Raw genomic sequence first — 17637 nt, forward strand, 5'->3', positions numbered from 1 at the left:
AATTTGCTCCTTAAAAATAGTTTCAAATCATAATATTTGCGTGCAAAAAAGATAAAACATTTGATTTTTTTTTCTAATCTAGCAAATTTTAGGTGCCCAGATGTGCAAAATTCTCATTTTTTACATTTTTTTTTGCCAACTTTACGTTTTTTCGGACAAAAAAGCTATGATTTAAACATTAGGAGCTTTTTATGAATTTACTAGATGTTATTGCCAAAGCTAAAGCTGAAAAAGCAAAGACGCTCGACCTTTCCCAGAAAGGGCTGCGCCTGTTGCCCCCGGAACTCTTTGAAATTGAATCCCTCGAGGAACTCAACCTTGACCGCAACTTGCTCGTCGAGATTCCCGATGACATCGGTCTCCTCAAAAACCTGAAGAGCCTCTCCGTGAGTGAAAACGATCTCATGGAACTGCCGGAATCCATCGGAGAACTTACAAAACTTGAAAACCTCTACCTCGGTTACAACAGCCTGTCGGACCTTCCAGAATCTGTAGGCAAGCTCGTGAACCTCCAGACGGTAAACATCGCGAAAAACCAGCTCCTGGACCTGCCGCTCGAAGTCGGCAACTGGCAGAAAGTGGTCAAGCTCTCGCTCCACGACAACATGCTCTCCGAAATTCCGCCGACCATCGGCAAGATGAAGAGCCTCGTGAAGCTCTACCTCGACAATAACGAACTGACAACCATCCCGGCAACGCTCTCGCACCTCGAGAACCTCGAAATCCTCATGATTTCCGGTAACCGCCTGGGCGCCATTCCGTCGGAATTCAGCAACCTGAAGAGCCTCCGCGAACTCGTGCTCGACGCAAACCAGCTTGCCTCCCTCCCGGAAAGCCTTGCCGAATGCGAAAGTCTCCAGACCATCTCCGTGATCGAGAACCCGCTCGAAGGCGGCATCCCGCGTGTGCTCCTCGACAAGAAAGGACTGAGCATCGATCAGTAATTCGGAATTAGGATTTCGGAATTAGGAATTTTGAAATCACGAAATATCGAATTGTCATTCCCGGCATAGACCGGGAATCTCCTTTTTAGGAGCAACCCAAAGTCAAACGATCAAAGGATAAAGTCATGTTTCTCCGAATAATTCTAGCTGCTACACTCTTGAGCTTGCTCGGTTGTTCCGACTTTATCCATCCAGTCGAGAGTACTCCCAAACCAACGGAATACTCGTTCAATTACTGGCTCCTGCAAAAAGTTTATCTGTACGAAGATGAACTTGCAAACCTGCCCGAAGACGGGGATTCAGTCCAGGTCCTTTATCGGACACTAGTAGACCCCTACACGCGATATACACCGCCATCCAAAAGCGATGATGCGATTACCGCCATCAACACGAGCAAGATTGTCGGTGGCGATATCGGGATGCGCTACTACAGCAACACGAACTTAGAACACCCCATCATCATCACTCGGGTATATCCCAACAGCCCGGCAGCAAGGGCCGGAGTTCCAAGATTTGGGAAAATCATCAGCGCAAACGACATTGAACTTACCGGGGAAAAGGCAAAGGCCACCTACGACTCCATTCTAAGCTACAGTAAAACGATTGACTTGCTTGTAGAACATGACGACACAAGCACCTTATATAATCTCACAAAAGAAACCCTCTACGCGCCAACGGTCTTCGTCGATACGTTGTTCGTTGATTCCGCAAACGGCACCCCGGGCATCGTATTTATCACAATCGAAGGATTTAAGCCAACAACGGCCGACCAGAAGAATGGATCTTACGGAGAACTTAAGGCATATCTGGACTCAACCGCATCCGACAAACGCGTACGCGTTCTCGACTTGCGCAACAACCCTGGCGGGCACGTCAACCAGTGCATTGCGATGGCAGACCTTTTTGTAAAAGAGGGAACACTTTCATCAAGGAACTGGCGAGCATTAACAGCCGACGGTGAATCCCAATACTATTCTTCAACAACAAAGGCAAAAGCAGGCGACCCGGGAGAAACCGGGAAATACCTAATTCTTGCAAACCGAGGTTCCGCAAGCTGCGCCGAGATATTCATTGCCGCCGTCACCGAAACGACCGACATTCCGCTTGTCGGAGAAAAGACCTACGGGAAAGGCATCGGGCAAACCAACTACAGCACATTTGCAGGCGGACTTGCGACAATCACCGACCTTGAATTTCTAACCCCCAAAGGCAATTCCTATCACGGCATCGGGATCAAGCCGAAATACGATTGCGAAGGAAGCCCGAGCGAAAATTGCGCCGCACAAGTTGCAAACAAGCTCTACGGAGCCAAGATTCCCAACCTCAACAAAGTCCTTGCTAAACAAGCTAACCATTTTGTATATTATAACACCAGCCCGAATTTAGAGGGAGGAGCTATAGAATGGAACAACGAAAGCACTTATCTAAAGGCATTCAAAAATTCGCTTTTTTAAATTACGCGATAATTTCGCTTTCTGTTTTTTGCTTGTTTTTTACAGCATGCGTGTCCGACAACGGAGTTTCATCGTCGGATAAAAAGACTCTTCAAAACACATCTAGAGAATTTCAGTACAACTACAGGCTTCTCTATTATTACTATGTAGACCAGGATAAATATCTGGGGGAACCGCAGGACTATGTCGATAAAGTCGATATGCAGAAAATGTACGAAAAGGAAATTCCCTGGGACTATTACGACCTTTACTACATGTATGCCATGATGAACGACAATTTCACATACTATGTAGACGCATCACGAGCATACAGCTTGTTAAACAGTTTAAGGCAATCCGACGAACTCACTGGCGCAGGATTTAGGCTAGACTCTCTTGCATTTCCAGACAAGTTTATTATTCAGAAGGTTACCAAGAATTCTCCAGCCGACAGAGCCGGCTTAAGAGCAGGCGACGAGATTGTCGAAATCGAAGGTGTCGCCCCAACAAACGAGACCGTCTTTAGAAGGCTCGCCGTTGCCACTAAGGGCGAGACAATTACCTACACCATCAAGCGCGACTCTACTCGGATTACAATACCTGTCGTCATCGATTCTTACCTTTCTCCGACCGTTGAACTTTCATTCTACGACTCCATACCAGTCATTAAAATATCCGAGTTTGTCGCCAATACTTCTAATGATTCCGGCACATACGGAGAATTTGTCCAGTACCTCCGCGAAACAGAGAAATACAAAGCTACAATTATAGACTTGCGGGACAACGGCGGAGGAGACGGCGACCAGTGCAAAGCAATGACCAGAGCGCTCCTATCAAAAGGCGACACCGCTATTGGAATCATCGAGACAAAAGCAGATACAATCCGCAAAAAGCAAGCTTTCGACACGACATTCGAAATCAACACCGCCGACGGAATCGCCAAAGACCGCTATTTCGTATTCCTGTCCAACAACAATACAGCCAGCTGCTCGGAACTCATGATTGCAGGAGTCGTATCGAACAAAAAGTATCCCATTGTTGGTACAGTCTCATACGGAAAAGGCATTGGGCAAACACGCTGGATTACACCATCATTTTCTATAGCATCGATCACCAGCATGAAGGTCATTGACAAAGACCGTAATAGCTACCACAAGTATGGAATCGAGCCAGACTTTTCCATCCAGGACAATGACTTAGTACTCGCAACAGCCGCAGAGCTTGCCAAAGACATGAAATTCAAGCGAATTGCCGGCTATGGCAAGACCAATACGGGCCACTTCGCAAAGCAAGCGGTCGCGCAGGATACAATGCCTGGATTCTATCTCTTACCGGAAGAGTACAGAAAGAAGTTTGAATAGGTAAATTATTTCAATACACGCATGCGAACGAGGACATCCGTAGAATCGTTCGCCTTGACCGCAGGAGAAGCAAGCGTAAGCTCGATTTCCTTGCGGATATCAGCCACTTGCTTTTTGAGGCGAGCGAGGCGCGCACCTTCAAGCTTCGGAGTCGCAATCATGGTCTTCTTTGCAGGATTCATCCAGTTGCCACGATTGTCCTTGAAGCCCAAGTGCAAATGCGGCCCTGTGCTGCGGCCCGTAGAACCAACCTTACCGATTACCTGACGCGGCGCTACCTTAGCACCAACATTGACGCCTCGCACAGAAAGGTGCATATACCAGCTTTCGGAATTGTCCCTATGGCGGATAGCAATTTTGTTACCGCTCAAGTCGTCATAACCAGAAACAGTCACAACACCGGCAGCAACAGCGTAAACCGGCGAACCCTTGGGGCTACCGTAGTCGATTCCGTGATGCACCGTGCGACGGCCCGTAATCGGATGGATGCGGGCACCGTAGGGACTTGTGATGTGCAAACGGTCGAGCGGGTAACGGAGACCTTCAAAAACGAGAGCTTCGCCCTTTTCAGTGTAGTGGGCGTTAAACGTACTCTTCGGATCCGGGTCTTCGTAGCGGAACGCTTCATGATGGCCAACCGTATGGCCGTTAAATTCAGCATAGAGGACCTTGCCGCTAATCCAGATGGAATCCTGGTAGAACTTTTCTTCGAGCAAGATGCGGAACTTGTCTCCCGGACGTGCAAGCTGGAAGGACACCTTGCACTGCAAAATGCCACTCACGACCCCCACCATGCGCCCCGGAATTCCCACCTTATAGAGAATCCCGTTCAGGGTACTCCCCGCTTCAAGAGCGCCTTCAAAAACAGACTGGCGAACCGACACGGGCTTGTCTATACGGCTATAGGCAAATCCAGATTCAACCTTGCTCAACATGTGGACCGTCGCCGGGTTCGGCGCAAAGCGGAAACGCTGGACATCGCCAGCGGAATCAAGAGCCACATAGAAGACCTGCCCTACGCGGAGAGCCGACAATTCAACAGAGTCCTGCAAGGCAATAACAATCTTGCCGCGTTCCTTTTCGTTGATGTTCATGCGGTAAAGCACCTGGAAAAGCCCATCACCAGCGCGAACGGTATCGTTCTTCACAAGCCACTTAGAAGTTGCACCCTGCGCTTCGGCAATCAAAGCCCTTAAAGAATCAGCCGAAGCTTCAAGCCTCGCATTTTCTTGCATCAGCGCATCAATTTTTTTCTGTTCGTTACATCCGGTAAGTGCTATAGCAACAGCGCACAATAAAAAGAAAATTCTGGACATAAACACCCGCTCTTAAAATTTCAAAAGCAAAGATAAAATTTTTAGACCACCAACGAGATGGGAATCCCGCCCCGGAACACGTCCGGGGTGACAAAAAAGCAAAAATGACAGGGCAAAAAAAATACCCCGCGCGGGTAGGCGCGAGGCATTCAATTTCAAGCGAATTGCTTAAGATTACTGCTGAGCAGCAGCCTTCTTGGCAGCCTTGGCAGGCTTTGCCGGCTTTGCAGCAGGCTTAGCTTCTTCAACCGGCTTTTCAGGAGCGATCACGTCGAGAAGTTCCATTTCGAACTTGAGAACGGAGTTACCCGGGATAGCGCGGTTGCCACGCGGACCGTAAGCGAGATCGCTCGGGATCCATGCGATAACCTTTCCGCCAACCTTCATGAGCTTGAGCATTTCAGTCCAACCAGGGATAACGGCTGTAACCGGGAATTCGAGCGGCTGACCACGATCGATAGAGCTATCGAACTTAGTGCCATCGAGAAGCGTACCCGTGTAGTGCACCTTCACCTTGTCGTCATCCGTCGGAGTTGCGCCCTGACCTTCGGTAATGACCTTGTACTGAAGACCGCTCTGCGTGGTCACGACACCTTCAGCAGTCTTGTTCTGGGCAAGGAATGCTTCACCTTCGGCCTTGCTCTTTTCAGCAGCGAGGCTATCCTTTCTCATCTTTTCAGCCTGACGGTCCTGAGAAAGCTTGTTGAGCGTTTCCATGATGACGGAATCGTTCATCAAGAACTTGGCAGAATCGCTATTGTAGCGTTCCTTGAAAGCCTGAACAAAGAGATCCAAGTCGAGATCAATGGAATCACGAGTAACGAGCTGGAAACGAGCCTGGTTACCAAAATGGGCACCAAGAGCGTAGCTGTACTTGTCCTTTTCGGTCACAAGCGATGTTTTTTCGGTAGATGCGGATTTGCAAGGTTCGCAACCCGTCATAAGCATGGCAAGAGCGCCAGCTGCAACAATCAATTTAGTCTTCATTTTTATCCTCTATGAAAAAATAGACGTTACTTAAAATAGTAAAAGAATCCAAATAAAGCTTACAATAATTTTCTTTTTACCTTTACTTTTAGTATATTTCCAGCTGACAATTAAAATATCAGGATCATTATGTGCGGAATAATCGGATACAATGGTAAGGGGGAAGCTATACCAGTCCTTGTTGAAGGACTGAAAAAAATGGAATACCGCGGTTACGATAGTTCGGGTGTAGCCGTTTTAGACCATGACACCATAAAAGTTGTTCGTGCTTCAGGTAAAATAAAAGCTTTAGAAGACAAATTAAAAGGCACACCGCTTAACGGTTCCGTAGGCATCGCCCACACCCGCTGGGCAACGCATGGTGCGCCGACCGAAGCCAATGCCCATCCACATACAAGTTATGACGGAAAGATTTCAATTGTTCACAACGGCATCATCGAGAACTATGCAAGCCTCAAGGCAAAGCTCATCTCAGAAGGCATAGAATTCAAGTCCGAGACCGATACCGAAGTCGTAGCACACCTTATCGCCCGCTATTATAACGGCGATTTGAAGTCCGCCGTTCTCAAGACGCTCAAGCAAATTGAAGGCACCTTCGGGCTTGGAGTCATTTGCAGCGAAGAACCGAATGTATTGATCGGAGCCCGCCGTGGAAGTCCGCTCATTCTCGGCATCGGCAACGAAGGCGACTTCTACCTCGCAAGCGACGTTTCCGCCATCATCAACCACACGCAAAAAGTCGTTTATCTTGACGATAACGACGTTGTCCAAATTAAGGACAACGGATATTCCATCGTGAACATGAGCAGCCACGAAGTGCAGCGCGAAGTCCAGGACGTGGAATTTGACGCCGACGCCGTCGCCAAAGGCGGATTCCCGCACTTCATGCTCAAGGAAATTTTCGAACAGCCCGAAGTGCTGCGCAACACCATGCGCGGCCGCTTGCTCACCGCCGAAGGTAACGCAAAGCTCGCCGGCCTTGACACGAACATCAAGGAACTCCGAAACATCAACCGCATCATCATCACCGCCTGCGGCACAAGCTACTACGCAGGCATGGTCGGTGAATACATGATCGAAGACTTGGCCGGCGTCCCGGTCGAAGTCGAATACGCTTCGGAATTCCGTTACAGGAACCCGATCATCAAGCCGGGTACACTCGTCATTGCCATCAGCCAGTCCGGCGAAACCGCCGACACGCTCGCAGCACTGCGCGAAGCCCAGCAGAAAGGCGCAACCGCACTTGCCATCTGTAACGGCGTCGGCTCGACGATTGCACGTACAAGCGATGGTGGCGTTTACTTGCACGCCGGTCCGGAAATCGGTGTGGCTAGCACCAAGGCATTCACAAGCCAGGTCACCGTGCTCGCCATGATTGCCCTCTTGCTCGGTCGCCAGCGCAGACTCAGCTTTGAAACAGGCGCCGACATCGTGAAGGACCTCTTGGAACTCCCGGACCTCGTGACGGAAACGCTCAAGCTTTCCGACAGCATCGCCGAAATCGCAAAGACGCTCTGCAAGGCAAACAACTTCCTGTATCTCGGTCGCCACTTCTGCTACCCGGTCGCCATGGAAGGCGCCTTGAAGCTCAAGGAAATCAGCTACATTCACGCTGAAGGCTACCCCGCTGCAGAAATGAAGCACGGCCCGATTGCCCTCATCGACGAAAACATGCCAGTCGTGGTCATCGCCCCGAAGGATTCGCTCTTCGACAAAATCATCAGCAACATCCGTGAAATCAAGGCCCGCGGCGGCAAGGTCATCGCCGTCACGACGGAAGACTGCCACCCGCTCGACGAAATCGCAGACCACATCATCACGGTCCCGAAGACCCGCCCGATGCTCATGCCAATTCTCACCTGCATCCCACTCCAGTTGCTCGCCTACCACATCGCCGTATTGCGCGGAAACGACGTGGACCAGCCGAGAAACCTCGCCAAGAGCGTGACGGTGGAATAAGGGTAATTCGGAATTAGGAATTCGGAATTAAGAATTACCAAAGCGCAAGCCCCTCCCTGACGGGAGGGGCTTTTGTCACATTTAGAGAGTTATACCGCAAAAAAGTGCTTATAATTCTCTAAATCTCACTTTTTTGAGGACATTTAGAGAATTATAGCGAGGTTTTTGGAGGATAGGGGATTTTTGAAGAGTTGATTTAAATGCAGATTAAAAATTGTCCGCAAGCCAATAGATTCAATTATTCTAAATTTCAAGCCTCAATCCTTATTCAATAACAAAGGACTTCAAGATGAAAAGAACTCTCTTTTTATCATTTGCATTCTTTTTCCTTTATAATTTAATCGCTTGTTCAGAATCTGATTTTAATACTCGATACAAACTATACCCAACCCAAAACATGTGGACATTTTTAAAGTTAGATACAGAAACAGGAAGAATTTGGCAAGTCCATTATTCCATAAAAGGAAAAGACTATCGTTTTGAAGAACCTCTTAACTCAGGCAATATCGCAAAGACTCTAAAGAAAAAGCAAATAATAGGACGTTACGCATTATATCAAACGCAAAACATGTACAATTTTATTTTGCTAGATCAATTTGACGGTGACACCTACCAAGTTCAATGGGGTACAGATAAGGAAAGCCGACTATTAATTCCTATTTCAGAGTAATCACTGATGGATCCGCTCCAATTCTATTTCAGGCAAAACAATAGGACACTCTTTTTCGCGTTCTTTATTTTTCCAAGCTACAATATAACGAACCTTGGCATTTTTCACAATATAACCCAGTTCTTCGAAATGCTTTATTTTTGCCTTCGCATCTTTTGATAACACTGCAATTGCATTTTTAGACAAAGATTGATCATATAAGCAACCATTCCTAAACCGCAATGGCATTCCCGCACACAGCGAGAAGACTCTTTTCTTCAATTCTACACCTTCCCCCGAAACCTCGCCATAGAAATAATCAAGCCACAAGTCCTTATGTCCGAACTGGCAAATGATTTCAACCGGTTCTGGATATCTGGTGTTGTCTATTAATTTTTCTAGTGCATACTTTTCCAGAAATGGGCAACAATGGAAAACATATAATTGATTCTTTGCCCGGGTAAATGCTACATATAAAACACGTCTTCCTTCCGGCGTATCTATCCGTTGGTCTTTCACCATCACATAAACTCTGTCAAATTCACGACCTTTGGCTTTGTGAATCGTTGATACTACAATTTCATTCTTCGCTCCTCTTTCAAAATCCGAAATTTTCGATTCCATCAGAAACAGTTTAAAATCATTTTGATAAAGGCGCTCATTCTGGTTCTTATATACATCAAGAGCCCGCAAGCATATGTTGAGTATGGAACTTCTTCCATATTTCTCTTTCAACTTTCCTACAGCTCGATTCCATTCATTCAAGCTAATGATAGGTTCGTTTTCTTTTTGGACCCACTTCATGAAGCTTCTAAACTCAATCAGTTCATGTAAGGCGAAACCATCGCTATCCTGAATCAACTTCGCCTTTATCTTTTCATGATTCAAAAGTGCCATAACCTTCAACGCGTCATCATTGGTTTGGGTCAAGACACCTACAGTCCCTGTAGGAGGATATTTCTTTATATGGCTCAATATCGGATATTCTAGACTCGTAGACGCAAACCTTCTAATCCTTACAGCTCCAACGCCATCTTTTACAGAAATGATAGGATTTTCTTTCAAGCGATTGGGAATGTCTAGTACAAATCGATTGCTGAAATCCACCACTGATTTTATGCTGCGGTAATTTTCAACAAGTTCATATTTCTTGGCTCTATAAATTTCCATAAATCTGTTCAAATTCACAGAACCTGAGCCATTTTTCCTATGAATCCCTTCAAAAATGTTCTGATCATCATCTCCGACAGCTATTACGCGCATATCGTCATTTTCTTCTATAAGCGTTTGAACAAGTGCGAACTGGTGTTCGTCCATATCTTGAGCTTCGTCGATGACAAGGACTTTCTTCGTTATCTTGCTATGTTCTATTTCTCCTTCGCGAATCATCCGTACCGCCATTTCAATAACGGAATCAGACTCATTAAGATCACCCATTTTTCCAAGCAAATCAAAGGCATAGGAATGGAAAGTCTTCGCCGTCAAGAACGAAGCTGCAGGTCCTATCAACTTACGCAATTTTTCCTTAAAATCAATTGCCGCACTACGCGAAAAAGTCAACATCAGCAGTTGTTCATGTTTCACATCTTCCAGCAACATTAGCGAAGCAAGTTTATGCACCAGCACTCGCGTTTTTCCGCTACCCGGCCCAGCGGCAACCATTATGTACTGGCTGTCCTTATCTTCTATAATTTCCCTTTGCCGGGGCGAAAGTTCGTCAACAATTTCGTGATATTTTTGCGGAGTGATGTTGTGATTGATTTCATCTTGTCTGTTCCCCTTGAAATACTTGTTCAAGAACATTTTATATTCCAATGAGAAGTAGTCACTCACAAAAGTTAATGCCTGCTTGCTATCGCGAACCATCATATTGGCGTATTCACCAACAATGTGGATTTGTTGCATTTTCATCTTGTAGAAATTATTCAATTTCTCATAATCATCAATCTTATATTTTATCAAATTGCTCTTTTCAATTCTATGAATTTCTAGAGCATTATACAAGACCAAGAATCCATCTTCCAACTGTAAAGAATTAGTCTTGGAAAGATAAAGCAAAGTCTTTTCCAAGTCCTTGTAAGATATAGGATCCTTATCAAAGAGCGAAATCTGCCTTTCATAGGCTGTCAGCAACTCTTTCTCGGAAAACTGAATCAAAGCTTCTTCGCGATTATTCACCTTCGCATCCAAATTCGCCTGATACAGATAATCTATTACAAATTGCGACAGCTGAGCCCTATGCTTGAAGTCTTCTTTTAGGGAATCTAGAGAAACTTTCAATTCAATTTTTGTACAGACATCGGAACAATAATTCTTTTCGATAAAATTATTGATCATCCAGAAGAACAATATTGTTTTGAAATCCTTTACACTAGATTTCTTTATCCCCTGTTCCATGGCTTCTTCATTCAACTCTTTCAGATTGAAAATCGTTTTCCCAGTCGCCAATTTTGAAAGAAGAAGTTCTTCCATTTTATTAAAGCGATTGATGACAGCCTTGGACTTGTTCTCGCTTTCAGATTTCTTGATGTAAGCGGTCAAATCTTTTGTATCAGCAAGGATGTTTTCTGCACGCAGCATCTGCACGGATTCTTGGACTGCGCTACATTCCAAGCCTAAAATATCAGCAATGTAATCTATTCTAGATTCCGCCTCATCGCTATTCGCATTTGAAACACTCCTTTCAGAAATCAAGAGACTCATGATTCTACAAGCGGTTTCTTTTCGCGAATCGTCAAAAAGTGTAGACGCTTCAATTTTTTTTCGTGCCTCATCCATATTCTGGACCATAATGCCAGTCGCGAATACTCGAGGGCAATTTTGCTTTCGCTCGATATAACCAGCTTCTTCTAGAGCTAGAATTGCTGTTTTTACGCGTGTTTCTACATCCCCATTGGGGTCATCAAAGCCCGCTTCCCTAGCAATTTCCAACGGAGAACGCTTTAGTATTGTCCGATTCTTGGTGAGACTCTTGATAGCCTTCCAAACTTGCTGAATTTCACTTAAGCTGAGCTTAGTCTGGTTCAATAGTAGAAAATGCTTATCCAAATCTTTTTCGTTGAAAAGGACATAGCAGTCGGCTTCTAGTTTTTGATTTCGACCTGCGCGACCTGCCTCCTGAACATAATTCTCTAGCGAATCAGAAATTTCATAATGAACAACTAGCTGGACATCGGACTTGTCTACCCCCATACCAAAGGCGGATGTGGCAACAATGATTTGAATGTCTCCATGAATAAACGCTTCTTGATTTTCCACCTTTTCGCGACTGTCCATCTTGCCATTGAATGTACGCGCAACAAATCCATCCTGATTTAGTTTTTCAGCAAGTACCGCGGTAGTCTTTGTCCTAGAAACATAAACGATTGTGGGACAATTCTTTTCTTCTATCAAAGACCTTAATGTTTTATATTTTTGGTCATCATCTTCTTGATAAATGACATGATATGTCAAATTGGCACGAGTCGCTGTAGTTGCAAAAATTTTGAGATTAAGATTTAATTTTCGCTTAAAGTAGTCACAGATGTCCTGAACGACTTTCTGCTTTGCCGTCGCAGTAAAGCAAGAAACCGGGATTTTATTTGAACCGTTTTTTTTCTCTTGAATATTTTTGATGAAATCACCGATATAAAGGTAATCTACACGGAAATCATGTCCCCAACTAGAGAAACAGTGAGCTTCATCGATTACAAAACGGGCAATTTGCCTTGAAAGCAATAGTTTTTCGATGGTTTTGGAGCGTAGAGATTCTGGCGAAATGTACAAGAGTGATGCCAGACCCGATTCTACACGCTTAATAGATTCCGCGCGTTCAATCGGATCTAGCAAACCATTTATAGTGACAGCATCCACAATACCTTTGTCACTCAGGTTGTCCACCTGATCTTTCATTAGGGACTGCAATGGAGAAATGACTACAGTCAACCCCTTGTAATTTTCACCAGCCATCAATGCAGGTAATTGGAATGTGATTGACTTGCCCCCGCCCGTCGGAAAGATCGCTAGCAAAGAATCGTTGTTTACCGCAGCTGCAGCCGCCTGTTCTTGTAACGGTTCACCATCGTATGTTCTGAAATTATCATAGTTGAAAATTTCCTTGAGTTTTTTGCGAACATCAAGTTTACTTTCGCAATAGGCACAAGGCTTGTGACAAGGATTATTGCGCAACAAGAAAAGGATGTTTTCAACATTGGGATAATTTTTCAGAACCCACGCCGGTGTTATAGAGCGTTTATCCTTTAAATTGATTACTGCCAAAGCGTAAGCAAGTTCTATGGGATAATCGGAGACAAACTTATCAATGTCAGCATTTTCGCAAATTAAACCTTCAAATCGTTTCTTGATAAGCTTTGCTGTATTCCTATTTTCAGAGCCAATCTGAAAAACACCAAGGAACTTCTTTGTCGAGATAGAATATCCTAAAAAATCAAAGAAGCCCTTAAATTCAACGGTTTCTTTTAAAAGATGCAAATAAATTTCTTTTAAATCTTCATCTAACTCTTTGAAAGCGTTGACCTCATCATAAAAAAGACTTTTGGACTTTTGTGCGTCAAGCAGTGGATTGTTCAACACATCACTAAGGATTTTATCATCTTTCAGAAGCTTGTGGCTCGGTCTCTTGGGAAACATCAAGGGCGACAGGAAAAGAGTGTCTATCGCCTTCTTTTTATCTAACTCTAAATGTGAAAGATATTTTAAGTCGTGATTTATGATATTGTGTCCACCAATGAACTCGGCGTCTTTTACAAAGTTAAAGAAATCTCCTTGACTAGGAGTATGTATTTCTGCACCATTGTCATTAACAGCACCAAGATCCAAAATCTTGTTGCTTGATGTAGAAACTTCTATGTCTATAAAAACAATACCCATAATGGATTTTGTCCAAATATATAATTATTATGTTATCTATTCACCTTCTACAACATATTTTTCGACAAAGCAACTATTAATCTTTTTTTTTCAACGGTTTACGGGGTAGAAACGAATTAAAAATGGAAATCGAAAATTGCGATATCCATACTTTTTGATGAACATTTTGGTGAACTTTCTGCTAATTTCCACAATGGCTGGAGGCATTTCGCTTAATCCCCCTCCTCTAATTTCTATATTATACCACAATGGTTGATTCCGAAGTTCTTGAGCAAGATGACTACGAGGTGAAAATCGGTTCGTTTAACGGGCCGATGGATTTGCTCGTCTATCTCGTTCAGAAAAAGGAAATGACGCTGGACCAGATTCCCATTGCAGAAATCGCAGACGACTTTCTCAAGTGGGTGAACGAGTATTCCGAAACAGACCTTTCCAAGGCGGGCGACTTCTTGTTTATGGCAAGCCGCTTGATGGCGCTCAAGGTGCAGGAGCTGCTCCCGGCCGAAGAACGCGATCCGGAGATGGAAGAGGAATACAACGAAGACCGCGAAAAGCTCATGAAGGAAATGTTGGAATACCAGCGTTTCAAGCAGGTCGCAAGCGGACTCCAGGAAATGGAAGCGAAGAACTTCGGAACGTATTCCCGTGGGCGCCTTGAAAAGACGCAGAGCGACGACGACACGCTCGCAGACGCGAACATCTGGCAGCTTTTCCGCGCTTACCAAAAGAGCTTAAAGACAAAGATTTCCGAGACGATCCACCATATTGAATTGGACTACGTGACCATTCAGGACCGTCAGCAGGCGATCAACAACTTCTTGAACGTGCATGGACGCGCGCTTTTTGAAGACTTGCTCGACAACGATTCGCACCCGATTGTCGCGGCGGTGACGTTCATGGCTATGCTCGAAATGATCAAGACGGACGATATCGTTTTCCGTCAGAGTGAACTTTTCGGACCGATTTGGATTTACCGCAAGAAGAACAACCCCGAGTACGCCGACGAAATGGCGCACGAGACCGTGTTCTTCAGCAAGGATCCCGAAGTCAAGGCAGGGCTTGTGGAAACGATCCGCAGCCAGGCGATTGCGCGTTCCAAGGAAAAGAGCGTGGGCGACCTTGCCGCTACGATGCGCGAAGCCGTACTTTGGACGGAACGCGGCAGGAACGTTACGGACGAAGACCTCAACGCGATGTTGGAAGGTCGCGAAGATATTTCCGAAGTGCAGGACAATCCGTTTGCCGACATGATTGCGGAAGCGGATGCGGCCGAAGGCGCACAGCAGGCTGCAAGCGCACCCGTTGGAGACGCACAAACGGCGGCACAAGATTCCGCGCAGTCTACGAATCAAGTTCCCGCGCAATCCACAGTTCCAGAGAACGCCGAATCCGCACCAGGTCAAGATTCCGCGCAGTCTACGACTGAAGAAAATACACTTGAACAAGATTCCGCACAGTCTACGACTCTGGAAAGTGCAGGAACATCCACCAGCGAAAGCTTCTCGACACCGGCTCAAGACGGTGCAGACATTCCGACGTTCGAATCGTCAAGCTTCGTAGACGAAGCCCCAGTGCTTAGCAAGAGTTCGATTCCTGAATTCAGCGCTGGCGACGATGACGATTCTGAAGAACGCGCCCACACATTTGAGCCTGTAGAAGAACCCGAAGAAGTCGCAGACAAATCCAATAGCGCAAGCATTTCAAGCAATACAATTTCCGGCGGTTCCGGCAGCGCAAACATCAAGGACGACAGTTCAATCAACGACATCCAGGAACTGAACGAACAGTCTGTTCAGCAGATGAGCGACGAAGAGTTTGCCGCTTTCATGCAGAAGGCTCAGGCATTCTACAACAACGCAAGTTCCGCGCAGTCTAGGAACGCGCAGTCTAGTAACGCGCAGTCTAGTAACGCGCAGTCTAGTTTCGCGCAGTTTAGCGATACGCAGTCCACAACAACACCGGCACAGTCAAGCACCGCGCAATCTACAAAAGCATCTTACGATTCCGCAGAATCTCGCAGCACTGGTTCTTACGATTCATACAAGTCCAGCAAGAGCACTTGGGACAAACCCACGCCGGCGGCAGTTCAAAAAGACGAACCCGAAGAAGACAAGTATTCCTCTTACAGTTTCGGCAACGAAATGACAGACGAGGAATACATCGCCTACTTGAACCGCAGCGCCCGCGCTAGCCGCAAGGAAGAATCTAAGCCCGCGGCAGCTCCGGCGAATCTGGAAAAGCAAACAGAAAACAAGCCTGCGAAAAAGTCCGAGCGCAAGTCCTTCATGCCCGAAGATGAAGAAGGCGGAATGACGGACGAAGAATACCAGGCATATCTCGCCGAACACGGCGACGATGACGACGATGAAGGCCCCGTAGTCTACGGAGCCGGTAAAGATTAATTTTTCGACGGGCTAAAGCGTTTTCTTCACGCTCCAGCTTCTCATATTCAGCCCGTCACGGATGGCGATGTCGCATTCATCAAAAACATCAAATCCGCGATTCTTGTAAAATGAAAGATTTTTCTCTGAATTTGTGAACAACGTCAGCTGCTTACCTCCGTGTTCACGAATGTATTCTTCCATAAAGGCAACAAGATGTGTACCAACGCCCTTGCCCTGAAATGGCGGGTCCACCGTCAGCGAACTACAATACCAAATATTTTCGCCACTGTGCTGATAATCGTGACAAGGTTTCCCGGCAGATTCATCCATATCAATCCAGGCTTTCACACGCTTTATACCTGCATCAAAAAAGACTTTCCACCAGCCATGAAGCAGGAACTGAATATCCGAAGGTCTCCTGTAACACGGATCTTCAAGCACTGCCAAGCCCTCAACTTTTCCGTCAATCTTGGCACACAAAAAATGAGACTTTTGTAAAATCAAAGGCCACGTTCCGTACAAAACAGAACAAATCACCTTGCGCCGCATTTCCAAATCTGGGAAAAAACTTAAAAAGTACTCATAATATTCATAGGCCCTAAAAGAAAGTTCCACAGCCTCTTTTAGTTCTTCACGTTTCAGCACACCAAGTTCGATTCCCATTACTCAACTCCGTTCTATTTATATATAAAATAGAAACAATTGCTCAAGCAGTGAGGTTTAAAACAAATTATGTGCAAAAAAAAATATTGAGAAAACTTTATCCAAACAATTTAGCCAGATACGGAAAAGCTTCATCCGGCAACCGGAAATGTTTTGCAATGTCATACATATAGGGAATCTTGACGGCGGCGAACGGCAAAATCCGTTTCGTGGCTTCAGCTATTTTCTGCGGATCAGTCGTTCCCAAATAAGCAGGGAAGAAAATATTCCAATGAGCCTTAAGCTCCTCTTGCTTCATATGAAAAACAAGATCCGCCTTTTGCTCATCCATTTTATTCGTCATGCTCCATAGCATTCCCAAATCCCAGCCTGGTTCACCATAGCAGAAATCGCCCATATCAATCCAAAGCGTACGTTTTCCATCGGTAATGACATTGCTGATCTGCAAGTCTCCATGAACGCAATTTGGCGTATCAGGTACTTTTTCGATAAACTCTAAAACCTTTTGTCTGTAAAAATCAGGAACCAAGTTTTTTTCAAGATAAAAACGACGGAATTTTTCCTTCGCAGACACAAGCTTCGTCGTATCCGCTTTCGTCGAATGCAACTTCTTAGCCATTTCAGCAAACGTCACGGAAAGTTCTTGAAGCCGCTCTGGTTCCTGCGAAATGATTCTCGAAAACGAGCGTTTATTCCTGATAAGCTCATATTCAGCACCAAAACGTTCACCATCCGTCACCAAGCGGATTGGCTTTGGGGTCGGAATACCCAATTCAAAAACAGTACATGACGTCAAGAAATCCGCTTTAGCACGGTCCGCTTCGAATCCGGGATGGTAAAGTTTCGCAATCGTATCGCGAGTCTTGTGCGTGTACGAAATTGCTGTTGCCCCCTCCCCCGTCGCGACATAATCATCCAAATTGATTTTTTCAACTTCTTCAGTCATACTTTTTTGCTCCCCAGAAAAAAGTCCTCTACTTGTAAAGATATCACTTTTTCGGCAAAAAAGAACAAAAAAGCCCCGCCGAAGCGAGGTTTAAACAACCGACCCCGTCCCGGAACAGAGTCCGGG

The 17637-nt window shown here is 45.5% G+C and carries 11 protein-coding genes; 6 read left to right on the forward strand and 5 right to left on the reverse strand.

The features are described from left to right. The first annotated feature begins 191 nt into the window (after positions 1–191). The 3 genes from ACJMM9_RS10990 (at position 192) to ACJMM9_RS11000 (ending at position 3738) form a co-directional block, all read left to right on the forward strand. On the forward strand, positions 192–944 hold the full coding sequence (locus tag ACJMM9_RS10990) for a leucine-rich repeat domain-containing protein (RefSeq protein ID WP_405326757.1): 753 nt from the start codon (positions 192–194) through the stop codon (positions 942–944). Positions 945–1069: 125 nt separating this feature from the next. After that, a complete protein-coding gene (locus ACJMM9_RS10995) occupies positions 1070–2398 on the forward strand; it encodes a S41 family peptidase (RefSeq protein WP_405326760.1) in 1329 nt (442 codons plus the stop codon). A gap of 50 nt (positions 2399–2448) precedes the next feature. Next, the gene (locus ACJMM9_RS11000; protein ID WP_405326762.1) at positions 2449–3738 is read left to right on the forward strand and encodes a S41 family peptidase; all 1290 of its coding nucleotides are present in this window, start codon (positions 2449–2451) and stop codon (positions 3736–3738) included. A 5-nt stretch (positions 3739–3743) separates the two neighbouring features. Here the strand turns inward: ACJMM9_RS11000 and ACJMM9_RS11005 are convergent, their stop codons facing one another. Both ACJMM9_RS11005 and ACJMM9_RS11010 read right to left on the reverse strand, forming a co-directional pair. Beyond that, positions 3744–5054 (reverse strand): M23 family metallopeptidase, encoded by a 1311-nt coding sequence (locus ACJMM9_RS11005; RefSeq protein ID WP_405326765.1) that lies wholly within the window; start codon positions 5052–5054, stop codon positions 3744–3746. A gap of 174 nt (positions 5055–5228) precedes the next feature. Next, positions 5229–6041: an FKBP-type peptidyl-prolyl cis-trans isomerase gene (locus tag ACJMM9_RS11010; protein ID WP_088640361.1), complete on the reverse strand. Its 813-nt coding sequence runs from the start codon at positions 6039–6041 to the stop codon at positions 5229–5231. 129 nt (positions 6042–6170) lie between these two features. Between ACJMM9_RS11010 and glmS the strand changes: the two genes are divergently transcribed. Together glmS and ACJMM9_RS11020 are read left to right on the forward strand one after the other, a co-directional pair. Next, a complete protein-coding gene (glmS, locus tag ACJMM9_RS11015) occupies positions 6171–8000 on the forward strand; it encodes a glutamine--fructose-6-phosphate transaminase (isomerizing) (RefSeq protein WP_405326768.1) in 1830 nt (609 codons plus the stop codon). Positions 8001–8289: 289 nt separating this feature from the next. Next, entirely contained in the window at positions 8290–8670 is a 381-nt protein-coding gene (locus tag ACJMM9_RS11020) for a hypothetical protein (protein WP_405326771.1), read from the forward strand. On the opposite strand, the gene ACJMM9_RS11025 is transcribed toward ACJMM9_RS11020, so the two are convergent. Continuing rightward, positions 8671–13518, reverse strand: a complete 4848-nt coding sequence (locus ACJMM9_RS11025) for a RecQ family ATP-dependent DNA helicase (protein ID WP_405326774.1) — start codon at positions 13516–13518, stop codon at positions 8671–8673. A gap of 248 nt (positions 13519–13766) precedes the next feature. Between ACJMM9_RS11025 and ACJMM9_RS11030 the strand changes: the two genes are divergently transcribed. Beyond that, complete coding sequence (locus ACJMM9_RS11030; protein WP_405326777.1) at positions 13767–15920, forward strand: segregation/condensation protein A; 2154 nt, start codon at positions 13767–13769, stop codon at positions 15918–15920. A gap of 12 nt (positions 15921–15932) precedes the next feature. On the opposite strand, the gene ACJMM9_RS11035 is transcribed toward ACJMM9_RS11030, so the two are convergent. Both ACJMM9_RS11035 and ACJMM9_RS11040 read right to left on the reverse strand, forming a co-directional pair. Then, on the reverse strand, positions 15933–16565 hold the full coding sequence (locus tag ACJMM9_RS11035) for a GNAT family N-acetyltransferase (protein ID WP_405326780.1): 633 nt from the start codon (positions 16563–16565) through the stop codon (positions 15933–15935). Between the two features lie 97 nt (positions 16566–16662). Beyond that, the gene (locus ACJMM9_RS11040) at positions 16663–17511 is read right to left on the reverse strand and encodes a TIGR02172 family protein (RefSeq protein WP_405326783.1); all 849 of its coding nucleotides are present in this window, start codon (positions 17509–17511) and stop codon (positions 16663–16665) included. Positions 17512–17637 lie beyond the last annotated feature (126 nt).

Source organism: Fibrobacter sp., from assembly GCF_045112255.1.
In the GTDB taxonomy this organism is placed as follows: Bacteria; Fibrobacterota; Fibrobacteria; order Fibrobacterales; family Fibrobacteraceae; genus Fibrobacter.